Consider the following 15,020-nt stretch of genomic DNA (forward strand, 5'->3'; position numbering starts at 1 on the left):
AAAAAGTGATCTTCAAAAAGATGTTGTTGCAAGATATGTTTCTAAAGATGCGTATGCAAGTGTTGGGGCTCAACGTTATTATAAGGGGAGTAGTTTACATTTGGTAAGAGAGCCTTATAGTCTGGTGACTATGAGAGAGAATGCTTCTTCAGGCGGGGATGACAACTACCAAGATGGTGATATTGTTGGATATGGATGGAGTTTTGGGGGTGTTGTAAGTGTAATTGGCGGAGGTGGAGTAAAATATTATGACCTTTGGGATAAACATGGGGGACATAAAGCATTTGAAGTTCCATTTGGAAGTATTGGTGTAGATATCTCTGCGGAGGTAAATTTTGTCTGGATAACAAGTGTTAATGGTAAAGACTTTCATGTAAATGATTTTAGTGGATCATCCACAGCAATGAATGCGAGTATTTTGTTTGGGGGATATTCTATGACAACTACGGATAATTATTTCATGCAAGAAATTGGAGCCACTTGGGGTGTATTGCCATTTTCAGTTACTATAACTCCCGGAACAGCTACTCCATTTAAAAAAGTAAAATTAGATAATTCTATTACAAATAACTACTTAAGAACAGGGGGGACACACTAATGAATTTTGGATACATTACCAATGTCTATACAACTTGTAATATTGACGAGAAAATAATAAATAAGATTCAAATCTCTTTAAAAGAGAAGAATGTTGATGAAATAAAAATTGAAAATAACTTAATAAATTTTAATAATAATTTCATTGGTAAAAGGAGTAATTTAAACATGATGTCTGGTATTGATTCAGGTTATTTTAAATTAATAAAAAAGGATAATTGTAATCAATTAATTGTGGGATTTTCTTTTAGACGTGTATTATTATTTTGGATTATTGTTTCATGTGTTGTGTTTATTGCTAATTTAAATAACTTGTTTATTGCTTCTATTGTATGTTCTTTTTTGTCAATTAGTATTCTCGTTGCAATTTTAAGGTTTAAAATATTTGTGAAGAAAATTATAAAGGAGTTTTATTAGTATCATTATTTGAAATAAAAAAGGATAGAAATGAAAAATATAATATTAACCATACTTCTCGTCCTATTTGGTACAATATGTGGCATAAACCAAAACAATATCAATTTTGCTTATGATGCTGCAGGCAACCGTGTGAGCCGCACCATAACTTTGGGTGCTACCCAAACAGTTATAAATGGTGGTGAAAACGAAAAGCTTTCTTTTGAGAAAAGTGAAGATTTCTTTACCGAAGTTTTGGCTGAGAAAGAAATAAAAATTTACCCCAACCCAACCCGTGGAAAATTGCGGGTTGATATTCTGGGTTATGAAGATTTAGATTCCAATTCTTCCATACAAGTTTTTACAACAGGTGGTGCATTGTTATACAAAAGCAATACACCAAGTCAAACCAATGATATAAACCTGAGCAATAAGCCAGCTGGTTTGTATCTCATGGTAATTATCATTGCTGGTGAGAAGAGTACCTGGAAGATTATTAAGCAATAGGCTTAAAGAGCTAAAAATTAAAGCCCCTGTTCTGGAAATGGACAGGGGTATTTTTATATTGATATCTAAGGAAACCTGACCCGAAGAAAAGACATTTTGCACGGGAATCAAATTGAAGATTTTGGATTCGATGCCCTAAATCGATTGACTACATTGAGTAAAGGTGCCGATGTAACTTACACGGGAGATAATACAGGAAATCTGCTGACAAAATCAGATGTAGGAAGCTATGAATACAAGCACTCTGTGAAAAAACATGCAGTAACCTCTATTCAGAATCCCAGCAGTTCCTATCAGCCTTCGGTTGAATCGGTTACTTATACTGCATTCAATAAAGTAAACGATATTGAGCAAACCTTGAATGGGATTGCAAAAAAAATAGAATTTTCGTACGGAGCAGGTCATGCACGAAAGCTGAGCAGATTGTATGAGAGTGGTGCAAAAAAGGAAACCAACTATTATACTGGCAGCAATTACGAAGTAAATAAAAAACAAAGCAGTGGAGTCGAAAAGCACTGTCATTATATTTCGGCACCAAGCGGATTGGCTGCCGTATTTATCAGTTCAGGCAGTACGACAGGCGAATTGTACTTTATACACACCGATTATTTAGGCTCCGTTGTTGGACTAAGCAATCAATCTGGCTATATTGCAGAGGAATATGCTTACGATGCCTGGGGAAACAGAGGAAGCCCAGGGAACTGGGCTTTGACTGACAACAGAACAGATTTTCTGATTAACAGAGGCTACACCATGCACGAACACATGAACGGTTTTGGCTTGATCAACATGTCCCGACCAAAGGGAGAACACGAGCAAGAATTGCGAGTAACATTAGGGCGTGTTTACGATCCCAAGGTGGGGCGTTTTTTAAGTCCAGACCCTGTCCTTCAGGATGCAGGAAATACACAAAACATGAACCGTTACAGCTATTGTTTGAATAACCCATTAAAGTATACCGACCCTAGTGGTTACATAAGTGTAGCTGCAGCAAAGTCAGTAGACTCTCCTTTTGTAAATGCCAACTGGTATGGTGATGGTAGCGGTGGCTATGGAGGTGGCGGTGGTGGTTTTAGCAGCAGTGGTTTTGGAGGCATAAATGGCCCAGGTGTTGGAGAAAATGGCTTAGGTTTAAATGGAGTTTATTATGACTGGAACAGTGGTACTTATCGATCAACCTCTAGTGGAAACCAAGAAATAGGATGGGGTTATGTAAATGCCAATGTTAGTAGTTATGGAGAAAGATATGTCTCTAAAGATGCGTATACAAGTGTTGGGGCTCAACGTTATTATAAGGGGAGTAGTTTGCATTTAGTTAGAGAACCTATAGGAGTAGTGTTTATGAGTAAGAATGCCTCTTTAAATGAATCCTGGTCTGATTCATTTGATTTTAACCGAATTGGTTATGTTCCTTTAGATGAAAAGGTAGGATTTCAGATGGCAAACTACAGAATGACTTTTAATGCAAAAATTATAGATGACTACTCTATCAAGGGGCATCAAAGAGTTCTTACATTAAACGCAATTTCAAGAAATTCTTTAGTGGATGGGGACGTTTTTTCAAGTGCAAATGTTACTTTAATCATTAATGGAAATGTAATTAGTTCTGATAATTTAAGAAAGTCAGGCTTAAATTTTAGTAGTCTCGGTTATCTCGGTTCTGTTTCTTATAATCTTCCAAATTCAGGAGAAATTCAAGTTGGATTGCAAGGAGGATGGGTTGTTAGTTCCCCTGGAGGTCGGTCCGTGCCAGTATATCATCCGATAGGTTATCCTGTTCCAATAAATATTAATACAATTATAACAATTCCTTAATTTATGAATATGAATTTTTTTTATAGCACATTAATAGTATTTTTTATTATTTCTATCGCATGTAGTAATCAGAATAATAAAAACGCTAAGAATATTAGTTATGCTGAAAAGAATAATATAGCTAAAAGTTGTATTGCTTTGAATGATTCTGCAGTTAATCTTTTGAATAAATACTATGTTGAAGATAGCAACCCAGCCAAACTTGATATTATACTAGATTTATTAAATGAGTCTATTAGTTGTGATACAAACTTTTATCTAGCGTATAACAACAAGATCACTGTACTTAGTCTTAAAGGTGAATATTTAAAGGTTGTTAATCTATTAAATAAGATGTTGGAGTTCTCTAATAATAATCCTCAGTTAATATTTTTCAAAGGAATGGCTTATGAAAAATTAAAGGATTATCCTTCTGCTGAAATAGCCTATAAACAAGCTGCAGTAGAATATGAAAAACGTCTGCAACTTCATCCTGATAGTTTAATTATAATTACAGATAAACTTTTCTTTACTGCATTCACAGAAGGAAAAGACCAAGCAATAGCAGAGTTAAAAGAATATGTATTAAAATATCCAAATAATACTATGCTGAAAGAGTATCAGTTTATATTTGAAACTTACCATAGAGACGATTTTATGTTCCAGCATGGGAAATGATTTAAAGAAAAAACTTGAGTAATCGAGATTTTATTGAGTAACAATAATTAACAAAAGCTCTGAAATGAGAAATATTATAACAACACTAGTTGTCATCCTATTATTTACAACAATTGGGTTGTGTCAAAACACCATCAATTTTGCCTACGATGCCGCAGGTAATCGGGTAAGCAGAACAATAAATTTGAGCAATACAAAAAGTGGAATAAACGGAGGTGATACCGAAGAATTTACTTTTGAAAAAAGTGAAGATTTCTTCACAGAAGTTTTGGCTGAGAAGGAAATAAAAATTTACCCCAATCCAACCCGTGGGCAACTTCGTGTGGATATAATGGGTTACGAAGATTTAGATAATAATTCTTCCATACAAGTTTTTACAACGGGTGGTGCATTGTTGTACAAAAGCAATACGCCAAGCCAAACCAATGATATTAACCTGAGTGATAAACCCGCTGGTTTGTACCTCATGGTAATTACCATTGGTAGTGAAAAGAGTACATGGAAGATTATTAAGCAATAGGTTTAAAGAGCTAAAAATTAACGCCCCTGTTCTGGAAATGGACAGGGGTATTTTTATATTGATGTCCAAGGAAACCTGACCCGAAGAAAAGACATCCTGCACGGGAATCAAATTGAGGATTTTGGATTCGATGCCCTAAATCGATTGACCACATCAAGCAAAGGTTCTGATGTAACTTACACGGGAGATAATACAGGAAATCTGCTCACAAAATCGGATGTAGGAAGCTATGAGTACAAGCACTCTGTGAAAAAACATGCAGTTACCTCTATTCAGAATCCCAGCAGTTCTTACCAACCATCGGTTGAATCTGTTACTTATACTGCATTCAATAAGGTAAATGATATTGAACAGACTTTAAATGGGATTGCAAAAAAAATAGAATTTTCGTACGGAGCAGGTCATGCACGAAAGTTGAGCAGATTGTATGAGAGTGGTGCAAAAAAGGAAACCAACTATTATACTGGCAGCAATTACGAAGTAAATAAAAAACAAAGCAGTGGAGTCGAAAAGCACTGCCATTATATTTCGGCACCAAGCGGATTGGCTGCCGTATTTATCAGTTCAGGAAGTACGACAGGAGATTTGTACTTTGTACATACCGATTATTTAGGCTCCGTTGTTGGACTGAGCAACCAAAGTGGCTATATTGCAGAGGAATATGCTTACGATGCCTGGGGAAACAGAAGAAGTCCAGGGAACTGGGCTTTGACTGACAACAGAACAGATTTTCTGATTAATAGAGGCTACACCATGCACGAACACATGAACGGTTTTGGTTTGATTAACATGAACGGTCGTGTTTACGATCCTAAGGTGGGGCGTTTTTTAAGTCCAGACCCTGTATTGCAGGATCCAGGCAACACTCAAAATATGAATCGTTACAGCTACGCTTGGAATAATCCCTTAAAGTACACCGACCCTAGTGGGTATACTAGCAGACCAGCGGACAGAATAGACAATTACAGCGAAACAGGACAGGTTAGTTCTGGCAGTGCAAATTGGTACGGCACAGGAGGAGGTGGTACAATGAGCTGGAATTTGGGGACTATTTATAATTATGATGGGTCTTTGAATATTGCAGGGCCTTCTTATGAAGATTTGTATATTGAGGGGCCAACTGGTAATTGGGTTCGTAAAAGTGATCTTCAAAAAGATGTTGTTGCAAGATATGTCTCTAAAGATGCGTATACAAGTGTGGGGGCTCAACGTTATTATAAGGGGAGTAGTTTGCATTTAGTAAGAGAATCAAAAGGAGTTTATTTTATGCAAGCAGAAGGTCGAATAGCTGCTCCTATAGGAGAACTACTAGGAATTACTGGGTCAATTCAAGCTGGATTGATATTTGACACAAATTTTAATATTTCTGCTTTTGTTACTCCTTCTGGGGGTATATGCTGTGGTGGAGGTGCATTTGCAGGAGTTTCAGCGGGGAGTTTTCCAAATGCTAAAAGTATTAGAGAAGTTTCTAAATGGGGTTTTGATGTGGGTGCTATATATAGTGTTGGACCTAAAGGATGGAGTTTAGAGGGGGATGTTGCAATAATAGGCAATAATGATGCGAGGTTAGGGGCTACAGTATCAATTTTAGGGTATGGCTGGGGGGCTGCGGGCTATCTTGAAGGGTCTTATATGTTTATGACCGAGCCTATTAATATTAAAAGCATGTCAAGTGAGAGCTTTGCTAATTTCTTGAATTCAAATATTCCAAATTCAAGTTATACCCCAAGTGATGCTCTGCAAATATTTAGTTATATATTTAACACAATAAATCAATGAGGTATTATATATTCTTTATAATTGGAATGATATGTGGTTCTATATCATTTATATTGGGCTTTTACTATCACTATATAAAACTTGAGGAAGAAAATAAGAATTACTATAAACAGATTATGTGGTTTAGGTATTTAGCTTTTGTTTTTATAGTCATTGGTGTATTAATGTTTTTTATAGAAGCAATCTTCTATTAAACATTCAATGCTTATTAATATTTTAACTATGTAGTATTTGGTAGTTCATCGAATTGATACGTAAATGTACTGACTACGATATATATATCAATAATTATACTAGTCTTACTTTGTGTATTAAATGGGAAAAGCCAAAACAATATTAATTTTGCATACGATGCTGCAGGTAATAGAGTGAGCCGAACCATTGATTTGGGTGCTACCCAAACAGTGAAAAATGGAGATGCAACAGAAAAATTAGCTTTTGAAAAAAGCGAAGATTTCTTTACGGAAATTTTAGCTGAGAAAGAAATAAAAATTTACGCCAAGCCAAACCAATAATATTAACCTGAGTGATAAGCCAGCTGGTTTGTATCTCATGGTAATTACCATTGCTGGCGAAAAGAGTACTTGGAAGATTATTAAGCAGTAAAGTAGAATTTTAATTAACTGTGCCCTTATTCATTTTTTGAATAGGGGTATCTTTATTTTCAGAAAAAAGCATTAAGGCAGGGGGGACAAATAAGGGTATGTTTATTTAAAATAATATAAATAACACATTGTTAGCGTGTTGCGAGATTGAAATAGGGTTCTGTTGGAACTACAATCTAAATTATGTACTTACTTCAGAGGTTATACTCAACCGAACAACAGTAATGTTGTTCGGGAATTTTCGTATTGATTTTATACATATTGATACATCCCTTGAATCTTACTCATTTCGTTTGAAATCAGCTTTTCGCTGGCTCTGGCATAGTTTTCCGTCATTCTGGTGTTGGTATGTCCCATCATCTTCGAAATAGCCTTAATGTTAAGATTATTGCCTAATGTTACTGTGGTTGCAAATGTATGCCTAGCCGAATGAGTGCTTAAGTTCTTGTTGATACCACAGAGGTCTGCTATTTCCTTTAAATAGGCATTCATTTTTTGGTTGCTGGGTACTGGCAATAGCTTTTTCTGAATCTTACAAATAGGATCATCTTTGTACTTGGCAAGAATAGCTTTGGGAATCTCAAAAATTGGAATTTCGAATTCAACTTTAGTTTTTTGTCTTTTGCTTTTAATCCATGACTTACCATCTATACCTTTTACAATGTGATCTTGACTAAGAGATTTTACATCTGAAAAAGCCAATCCTGTAAAGCAACAAAACAGATAGAGATCTTTAATAATTTCAAGACGTTTGATATCGAAATCTTTCACCATTAGTTTATTTAACTCTTCATCATCTAAAAACTCTTTATCAACCTTTTCCATTTTGAACTTGATCTTTGCAAAAGGATCCGATCTCATCCATTCATTTGCTAGAGCCCAATTCGTTATTTTCTTAAAATTCTTAAGGTATTTAAATGTAGTATTGGTAGAACATTTCCGTTCTGTTCGAAAGTAATGTTCAAAATCAGTAATAAATTGGTGGTTGATTTTAGTAAGTGGTAAATCTTTTAAATTGTACTGTGTTTTAATGAAGTCTAGAGTGTGTTTCAAACAGGTTCTGTAACGCTCTAGTGTACCTTCTGCCATATCTATCCCAATACGTTTTTCACATCTTTCATTGTGTCTCTGGAAGATGCTTATAATACTAAGATCTTCATTCTCATGATTTAAACACGCTTTTACATTTTTACAACAAAGCTCTTCCTGAATTTCAAGATCAGAAATGATTTTCAAGAGTTTTTCTTCCATGTAATGAATGTAACGGTTGTTTTCTTTTGTCTTAAGAGAGTTGCCTTTGCATTTACCTTTACTAGAATCCCAGAATTTAGCATCAATACTTCTTTTAAGAGATATGTCTAATCGTTGACCGTCGATAGTGATTCTTACAAAGATGGGAGATTCTCCGTTTTTTAGTTTGGTGGTTTTTCTGGCAAAGAATAAAATAGAAGTTGTTTGTCTCATTTTTACTGGTTTTTAAATGTTTTAAAACGATTTGTCAAAACTAGCAAACGAGTAAATTCTGAACGGAGCAAAAGAATGAATTGCAGTGTATTAGCACCTGTGCAAGGTGTAGTGTTTTTCAACTTTCTAATCTACACCTTTCGAAACACCATTATAATGTAGGTTTAGGTGTTTAATTGCGTCGGTACTAAATGAAGAAAGCCTTGTAAACGTTAAGTTTACAAGGCTTTTCCTTCTATTGCATTTCTGCATGGCGGAGAGAGAGGGATTCGAACCCCCGGTACGTTGCCGCACAATAGTTTTCAAGACTACCGCATTCGACCACTCTGCCATCTCTCCAAAATATTTTTGAGCTATAATTACTCTGCTATCTCTTGTGATAACGGGTGCAAATGTAGAATAAAAAATACTTACGTCCAAGCATTATTTTACTTCAGAGAGTAATTTATTTGAAATAGCTTGATCCTCAATTCAATTAATTTTTATTACCCATGAATATCCAGTTCGTTCATCATGTAAAGAGAGTGTTCAATCGTTTTGAAAATCTCTGTGCAGTATTCATTCACTGCTTTTGGACTACCAGGCATGGTATAAATTAGAGTTTTATTCATAACACCTGCAACACCACGACTAACCAATGCATTTGGTTTTTCCATCCCATATTTTACCCGAATCAATTCCATAATTCCGGTTATTTCTTTTGTGATGTGTTTTTTCACAACATCAGGAGTAATGTCTTTGGGGCCAATCCCAGTTCCTCCTGTTGTGAAAACAAGATCAAAATCTTCATCTTTTGCTTTTTCCAGTAAATTGGTAAGATCAGATTCTTTATCTGGAATAATGAATTTTTCTATTTGATAATGGCGGTTTTTAGATTTGAAGAATTCTTCAGCCATTTTCTCCAGTAACGGACCGCTTTTATCTGCATATTCACCTCGGCTGGCTCTGTCGCTAAGAGTGATGATCATTGTTTTGATTATTCTTGGATGATAGCTAAGAACATCACCGGCTTTCAAATTGCCTCCATTTAAAACCCGGCAAAAAATACCCTCTTTTGGCATTACGCAGTTTCCTATTTCACGAAATATACTGCAATTGTCTCCATGGCATTTTTTACCAATCTGTGTCACTTCCAATACTATATCACCCATAATGAAACGGTCTAGCGGAGCAGTATAATGAAGTAAAAGACCTTCAGTGGTAATATTCTCCGCAAATTCGCCAAAATTGATATTGCGTTTGGCTTGTACCGAAAATTTGTCAATACTTTCTTTGGCCAGCAAGCTAACCTGACGGTGCCAGTTTCCCGAATGTGCATCATTTGCGACACCTAATGAATTCAGTTCTATAGAATCAACAGGTTTTTTTATGACTCCTTTTTTCTCAGATATATTTACAGAGAGTACTGATACTTCTTTTGTGCTCATGCTCATCGTCTTTTATTGCTTCAAATCGGTTTTTGTTTTTTCTACAAGCGTAATTTCGCCTAATACCATTGATTTATCAACAGCTTTACACATATCGTAAATGGTTAGTAGAGCTATGCTGGCAGCCGTTAAAGCTTCCATTTCTACGCCAGTTTGTCCAATGCATTTTACTCGGGTATTTACTCGAACACCTTGCTTAATAATACTGCATTTTACTTCAGCTTTTGTAATTTGAAGCGTATGACAGAGAGGAATTAAATCACTTGTGCGTTTAGCTGCCTGAATACCTGCAATTTCAGCAATAGTCAAAACATCGCCTTTTTTCAATGCATTTTCTTGTATTAATTTAATGGTGCGAGCCTCTAATTGAATGATCCCAACAGCTTTGGCTTCTCGTATTTGTGGCGTTTTGTCTCCCACATCAACCATATTGGCCTTCCCATCCTTATCTATATGACTAAATTCTCCCATTACTAAATGTTGTTTACTGATAACGTTTTCTGTTAGAGCACCTTGTCCCTTGTTTATTAATCCTTGTACCTTGTTCCTTTCTTCTTGTTCTATCCTCCAATACCGTAAAAACTACCATTTTTATTTTTGGTACCGGCTTCGGGTTTTTGATTGATCGAATTATCGATTGCTTTTTTAATTCCTAATTCTTTAATATCGAATTCACTGGCATTAAACAAGCATGGTTTTACTTTTCCGTTGGCAGTAAGTCTAATTCGGTTGCATTCCAAGCAGTTTCCGCCTTTACCTCCCTCAACAACAGAAAATTCGCCACTTGCCAAATCCATTTGTTTAATAAATCGCAAATCCAGATTATTTCTCTTACAAAATTTGCGTAAATCTTCCAGATCATCCAAATCGGCATCAGGCATTCGAACGCAGTTTATTTTTACAGGATGCAATCCTGCCTTTTGAGCCGCTTTAATTCCTTTAAAAACATCTTCAATATTACCTAAACGGGTTATTTCTCTGTATTTTTCAGGATTAAGAGTATCTAAACTGATGTTAACTCGTTGCAATCCAGCTTTAGCCAATTGTTCCGCAAATTGATCAAGCAAAATGCCATTGGTTGTCATTGCAATTTCATCAATACCTGGAATGTCAGATAGTAATTGCACCAAATCTACAATTCCTTTTCTAACCAAAGGTTCACCTCCGGTAAGTCGTATTTTGGTGATTCCACTTGCAACAGCTTCAGTAACAAAATCAGTAATTTGCTCAAAACTCAATACTTCATCATGAGCCATTAAATCAATGCCTTCTTCGGGCATACAATAAGTACAACGAAGATTGCATCGGTCTGTTACCGAGATCCGTAAGTAATTTATATTTCTGTTATAATTGTCTAACATGAACAAATTCTCCTTCCATAAATTCATCAACTTCTCTTGGAACCATCATAATTCCATTTGCTAATGTAAAAGCATTAATATGAGCCGAACCATGATAACTAATGGGTACAACTTGATTGTCTGCATTAAAGCGAACAGGCAAAAATTCAAGTCTGTCAGTTCTTTTTCGTTTGTAATCCGAAGCAATTGGCATTCGTACCATTGGCGCATTGTAATCATGCCCCATAAGTCGGTAAAGTAATGGTTTCCCGAGTAATTCAAATTGTACAAATGAGGAAACAGGGTTTCCCGGTAAACCCAAAACATATTTATCCTTGCAAGTCGCGAAAACGGTATGCTTACCGGGCTTTACCATAAGAGTATGAAACCAAATATTAAAGCCTAATTCCTTTAAAATTTCGGGAATATAATCGAAATCGCCAACCGAAACGCCGCCCGAAATAATTAGTACGTCGTTATCTTCAAGACTTTTAATCATAGCTTCTTTTGTGGCTTGTTTCGAATCTAAAACAATGCCTTGGCAATCACCTTTAATGCCCATTTTTTGTAATTGAGCCTGAAGTTGCCATGAGTTTACGTTGCGAATTTGAGATCTTTCTGGTTTTTGATCTGGCTCAACCAATTCGCTTCCCGTTGCAATCGTTGCAACTTTTGGTTGTTTGTAAACAACAGGATTTGCACATCCGACACTTGCTAAAACAGAAATGTGCTGAGCCTTTAATCGGGTTCCTCTCTTTAGTACGATCTCATTTTCTAAAATGTCTTCGCCTTTAAGGCAAATATTCGATTTCGTTTTGTCTTTCGTAAAACGAATGTGATTGTCATCAATTTCTTCCGTGTGTTCAATCATGATTACGGTGTCGGCACCTTCCGGCACCATCGCTCCGGTCATAATTTTGGAACACTGATTGTTTCCGACAGCTTTGCTTGGAGCAGACCCGGCTGCGATAATCTCCAAAACTTCAAGATTGTTTTCCAAATCAGATCGTTTACAAGCATATCCATCCATTGCCGACTTATTAAATGGCGGAATAGACATGTCCGAAAGTACATCTTCTGCAAGAACCCGATTCAAGCAATCAGCAAGATTGATAGTCTCAGTATTTAACTTTTTAGTGGCATTTTTTACAGTTTTTAAAGCCTCGTGAAACGTAATCATATTGTTAGTTTTTTATTTTCCATTCATTATTGGTAAAAGAAATATTCTCTGCAGTAAAATTGAAATTCTCACCATTAAATTCAATCCATTTATCTGCTAATTTTCCATAACCAATAGCTCTGGGTTTTATATTTTTATTGTCTTCTTTGTTGATCATTAAAAACAGACCCGGTTCAATCAAATCTCTCATGCCTCCCGATTCACAAATTACAGGAGTTTCTGCCGAAAGTATTTTCTCGAAATAGGAGAGTACCTCTGGCAAATGATCATCTTTAGCCTGCACGTAATAAACCTTTTTGCTTCCTGCCCTAAACAAGCGATTGCTATCCTTACTGCCTGTTTTACTAGTTTCTTTTACAATTACAAAATCAACAGTTTCGCTGATAATTTCTAATTCTTTGTTTAATTCATGAAAGTGAGGAGATATTTTAATGCAAACCAACTCATTTTTACATTTCAATTTTTCAATTAATCGACATGTAAATAAGGTTTTTCCTACATTTCTGCCTGTTCCTGCAATTAATAGTATGTTTCTTTTAACAGCTTCCATTTTTTAAATATAAAAACCTCCAATTCAATTCAGAATCGAAGGCTTATGTTTTTAGTCTCAATAGTATGTAAATTGCTAAGGCAAAGTACATTTACTTAACTATCGGCATCATACTAAATCACAAAAACACTCCTTTCCAATTTTAGGGTCTGAGCCTAGCGGGAGGCAAATTTGTTTCCAAATTTACCCATCGGTTTATAATTCGTTCCGTTTTGCTGTGGCTTAGAAATTATAAACTCGGAGATCACTTTATTTCAACGGTAAAGATATTAATATTAATGAATCTACAAATGTGTATGTGTGAAGATTAAAAATTTGATGTGAAAGTCAGTTATTTCATAAAAATGGGGTTCATTGTGAAAGCCTGTGGTCTTTAGGATTTAAAATGGAAACGATTGTGTTCTTGATGGAAAGAGGTGAAAAATTTATTTTGTAATTTATAATTAGTTTGATTAAGAAAAAGAATTCCTTGCTATATTTATAGGCTTACTAAATGAGGTTTATATGGGAAAAGGGAATCATGGACATGCGCACCACGATCATGGTGATTTAAAAGGGCGAAATTTGGGAATTGCAATTCTACTGAATATCGGAATTACGGTTGCTCAGGTAATAGGTGGAATTGTATCGGGCAGTTTGGCTCTTTTGTCGGATGCTATGCATAACTTTAGTGATGTTCTTGCTTTAATTATAAGTTGGTTTGCAAGCAAATTGTCGAGTCGGAAACAAACAGCTAAACAAACATTCGGATATAAAAGGGCAGAGATATTAGCGGCTTTATTTAATGCAGTATCTTTATTTGTAATTGCATTTTTCCTTTTAAAGGAAGCTGTCCAGCGGATTTCAGAACCTCAGGAGATTGAATCGGGATTGGTGATGATTCTGGGAGGTTTGTCAATTCTATTGAATTGGCTTAGTATGTTACTGGTGAAAAAAGACGCAAATAATAATATTAATATGCGCTCAGCTTATCTGCATTTGTTATCGGATATGATATCATCGGTTGCAGTGGTATTGGGAGGATTGGCAATGTATCTTTGGGAAATTCCGTGGGTCGATAGTGTGCTTTCAATACTTATCGCGCTCTATTTGGTTTATTCGAGTTGGGGCTTGGTAAAGGAAAGTATCCGTATTCTTATGCAGTTTGCTCCTGTTCATCTCAATCTGGACGAAATTCTTATGAAAGTTAAAGAGTTGGAGGAAATTGAAAATATGCATCATGTTCATCTGTGGCAATTGGATGACAATCAAATTAATCTAGAAGCTCACATTAGTTTTAGAAACGACATCAATTTGAGTGAAGCAGGTAAGGTTCTGAACAAACTGGAACACATGTTACAGGAAGAATTTGAAATTAATCATGTTACACTTCAGCCGGAAATAAATGGTTTTTGCGAAGATGAGAGTGTTGTAAGTCAGGAAAGAAAACATACTCATTAGTCTATTCTCTTTCCTGTTTTATCTGATATTTTAATTGAATGAATCAAGTAAATCCATTGGGTTTTCGACAAGGATTTTTGCTCCGTTTTCAAGTAATTCTTCCATGTCTCGGAAACCCCACAAAACACCTGCTGCGTACATCCCCGAATTTTCGGCTGTCTGCATATCAACTCCCGAATCGCCAACATACATCATTTCTTCAGGAGCAATGCGCATTTTTGTACTAATAAGTATTGCTCCTTTAGGATTTGGTTTTCTAGGAACATCACCACCCGCACCAATTACCATTTCCAGTGTCCAGTCTGCGAGTAAAACGTTCACTACTTTCTGTGTTAATTCATTGGCTTTGTTCGAGAATATGCCAATTTTAATACCTCTTTTCTGTAATTCTGTAAGAAGTTCAGCAATACCGGGATACAGACAAGTCTTAGTAATGCAATTGTCATCATAAACAATCATCATCCTGTTAAAGCAGGCTTCTAATATAGATTCATCATTTACAGAATCAGGCAGGGCATTTTCAACCAGAGATTTCAGTCCACGGCCAACAAAAGTTTTGTACGTATCATAGTCATGTGTTGGAAATCCTTTTTCTGTTAAAACAATATTCATTGAATCCGCAATGTCTTCAATTGAATTGGCTAGTGTGCCATCAAGGTCAAAAACTACTCCTTTTATCATTACAATTTTTATTAAGTTTAAGAAGTACAAATATTGTAAACTCAGGTTAGGTATGCAAAGGG

The 15,020-nt window shown here is 35.7% G+C and carries 17 protein-coding genes, 1 tRNA gene and 1 riboswitch; of the genes, 10 read left to right on the plus strand and 8 right to left on the minus strand.

Features of this window, described 5'->3' with window-relative positions:
* The 9 genes from QUH73_RS09980 to QUH73_RS20895 form a co-directional block, all read left to right on the plus strand.
* Positions 1–598 (plus strand): hypothetical protein (locus QUH73_RS09980; protein WP_289530294.1); only part of this gene is annotated, 598 nt, incomplete at its 5' end.
* A complete protein-coding gene (locus QUH73_RS09985) occupies positions 598–1,014 on the plus strand; it encodes a hypothetical protein (protein ID WP_289530295.1) in 417 nt (138 codons plus the stop codon). The genes QUH73_RS09980 and QUH73_RS09985, both read left to right, overlap by 1 nt.
* A 30-nt stretch (positions 1,015–1,044) precedes the next feature.
* Entirely contained in the window at positions 1,045–1,500 is a 456-nt protein-coding gene (locus QUH73_RS09990) for a T9SS type A sorting domain-containing protein (protein ID WP_289530296.1), read from the plus strand.
* Between the two features lie 96 nt (positions 1,501–1,596).
* Positions 1,597–3,315, plus strand: a complete 1,719-nt coding sequence (locus tag QUH73_RS09995) for an RHS repeat domain-containing protein (protein WP_289530297.1) — start codon at positions 1,597–1,599, stop codon at positions 3,313–3,315.
* A gap of 9 nt (positions 3,316–3,324) precedes the next feature.
* Positions 3,325–3,972 (plus strand): tetratricopeptide repeat protein, encoded by a 648-nt coding sequence (locus QUH73_RS10000; protein WP_289530298.1) that lies wholly within the window; start codon positions 3,325–3,327, stop codon positions 3,970–3,972.
* A 64-nt stretch (positions 3,973–4,036) separates the two neighbouring features.
* The gene (locus tag QUH73_RS10005; protein ID WP_289530299.1) at positions 4,037–4,492 is read left to right on the plus strand and encodes a T9SS type A sorting domain-containing protein; all 456 of its coding nucleotides are present in this window, start codon (positions 4,037–4,039) and stop codon (positions 4,490–4,492) included.
* A gap of 144 nt (positions 4,493–4,636) precedes the next feature.
* Positions 4,637–6,271 (plus strand): RHS repeat domain-containing protein, encoded by a 1,635-nt coding sequence (locus tag QUH73_RS10010; protein ID WP_289530300.1) that lies wholly within the window; start codon positions 4,637–4,639, stop codon positions 6,269–6,271.
* Between the two features lie 368 nt (positions 6,272–6,639).
* On the plus strand, positions 6,640–6,786 hold the full coding sequence (locus tag QUH73_RS10015; RefSeq protein WP_289530301.1) for a hypothetical protein: 147 nt from the start codon (positions 6,640–6,642) through the stop codon (positions 6,784–6,786).
* 28 nt (positions 6,787–6,814) lie between these two features.
* A complete protein-coding gene (locus QUH73_RS20895) occupies positions 6,815–6,877 on the plus strand; it encodes a hypothetical protein (RefSeq protein ID WP_442913414.1) in 63 nt (20 codons plus the stop codon).
* Between the two features lie 251 nt (positions 6,878–7,128).
* On the opposite strand, the gene QUH73_RS10020 is transcribed toward QUH73_RS20895, so the two are convergent.
* The 7 genes from QUH73_RS10020 to QUH73_RS10050 all read right to left on the minus strand — a co-directional run bounded on the left by QUH73_RS10020 (position 7,129) and on the right by QUH73_RS10050 (position 12,837).
* On the minus strand, positions 7,129–8,340 hold the full coding sequence (locus QUH73_RS10020) for a site-specific integrase (RefSeq protein WP_289530302.1): 1,212 nt from the start codon (positions 8,338–8,340) through the stop codon (positions 7,129–7,131).
* 251 nt (positions 8,341–8,591) lie between these two features.
* Positions 8,592–8,679 (minus strand) — tRNA-Ser (locus QUH73_RS10025).
* Between the two features lie 146 nt (positions 8,680–8,825).
* The gene (locus tag QUH73_RS10030) at positions 8,826–9,767 is read right to left on the minus strand and encodes an MOSC domain-containing protein (RefSeq protein WP_289530303.1); all 942 of its coding nucleotides are present in this window, start codon (positions 9,765–9,767) and stop codon (positions 8,826–8,828) included.
* A 12-nt stretch (positions 9,768–9,779) separates the two neighbouring features.
* On the minus strand, positions 9,780–10,238 hold the full coding sequence (gene moaC / locus QUH73_RS10035; protein WP_289530304.1) for a cyclic pyranopterin monophosphate synthase MoaC: 459 nt from the start codon (positions 10,236–10,238) through the stop codon (positions 9,780–9,782).
* 89 nt (positions 10,239–10,327) lie between these two features.
* Positions 10,328–11,155 carry a GTP 3',8-cyclase MoaA gene (locus QUH73_RS10040; protein WP_289530305.1) on the minus strand — a complete coding sequence of 276 codons (828 nt, stop codon included), beginning with the start codon at positions 11,153–11,155 and terminating at the stop codon, positions 10,328–10,330.
* Complete coding sequence (locus QUH73_RS10045) at positions 11,112–12,287, minus strand: molybdopterin molybdotransferase MoeA (protein WP_289530306.1); 1,176 nt, start codon at positions 12,285–12,287, stop codon at positions 11,112–11,114. The genes QUH73_RS10040 and QUH73_RS10045 overlap by 44 nt, the downstream gene beginning before the upstream one ends.
* A gap of 4 nt (positions 12,288–12,291) precedes the next feature.
* Entirely contained in the window at positions 12,292–12,837 is a 546-nt protein-coding gene (locus QUH73_RS10050; RefSeq protein WP_289530307.1) for a hypothetical protein, read from the minus strand.
* A 113-nt stretch (positions 12,838–12,950) separates the two neighbouring features.
* Positions 12,951–13,092: riboswitch (molybdenum cofactor riboswitch) on the minus strand.
* Positions 13,093–13,341: 249 nt separating this feature from the next.
* Here QUH73_RS10050 and QUH73_RS10055 point away from each other — a divergent pair.
* The gene (locus QUH73_RS10055; protein ID WP_289530308.1) at positions 13,342–14,277 is read left to right on the plus strand and encodes a cation diffusion facilitator family transporter; all 936 of its coding nucleotides are present in this window, start codon (positions 13,342–13,344) and stop codon (positions 14,275–14,277) included.
* A gap of 30 nt (positions 14,278–14,307) precedes the next feature.
* Here QUH73_RS10055 and QUH73_RS10060 read toward each other — a convergent pair whose 3' ends face one another.
* Positions 14,308–14,958, minus strand: coding sequence for an HAD family hydrolase (locus QUH73_RS10060; protein ID WP_289530309.1), 651 nt, complete (start codon positions 14,956–14,958; stop codon positions 14,308–14,310).
* Positions 14,959–15,020: the final 62 nt, after the last annotated feature.

The organism is Labilibaculum sp. K2S (genome assembly GCF_030372765.1).
Taxonomy (GTDB): Bacteria; Bacteroidota; Bacteroidia; order Bacteroidales; family Marinifilaceae; genus Labilibaculum.

Coding starts and splice junctions, on each gene's coding strand:
- QUH73_RS09985 (WP_289530295.1), top strand. CDS start 598: ATGAATTTTGGATACATTACCAATGTCTATACAACTTGTAATATTGAC.
- QUH73_RS09990 (WP_289530296.1), top strand. CDS start 1,045: ATGAAAAATATAATATTAACCATACTTCTCGTCCTATTTGGTACAATA.
- QUH73_RS10000 (WP_289530298.1), top strand. CDS start 3,325: ATGAATTTTTTTTATAGCACATTAATAGTATTTTTTATTATTTCTATC.
- QUH73_RS10005 (WP_289530299.1), top strand. CDS start 4,037: ATGAGAAATATTATAACAACACTAGTTGTCATCCTATTATTTACAACA.
- QUH73_RS10020 (WP_289530302.1), bottom strand. CDS start 8,340: ATGAGACAAACAACTTCTATTTTATTCTTTGCCAGAAAAACCACCAAA.
- QUH73_RS10030 (WP_289530303.1), bottom strand. CDS start 9,767: ATGAGCACAAAAGAAGTATCAGTACTCTCTGTAAATATATCTGAGAAA.
- moaC (WP_289530304.1), bottom strand. CDS start 10,238: ATGGGAGAATTTAGTCATATAGATAAGGATGGGAAGGCCAATATGGTT.
- QUH73_RS10040 (WP_289530305.1), bottom strand. CDS start 11,155: ATGAATTTATGGAAGGAGAATTTGTTCATGTTAGACAATTATAACAGA.
- QUH73_RS10045 (WP_289530306.1), bottom strand. CDS start 12,287: ATGATTACGTTTCACGAGGCTTTAAAAACTGTAAAAAATGCCACTAAA.
- QUH73_RS10050 (WP_289530307.1), bottom strand. CDS start 12,837: ATGGAAGCTGTTAAAAGAAACATACTATTAATTGCAGGAACAGGCAGA.
- QUH73_RS10055 (WP_289530308.1), top strand. CDS start 13,342: ATGGGAAAAGGGAATCATGGACATGCGCACCACGATCATGGTGATTTA.
- QUH73_RS10060 (WP_289530309.1), bottom strand. CDS start 14,958: ATGATAAAAGGAGTAGTTTTTGACCTTGATGGCACACTAGCCAATTCA.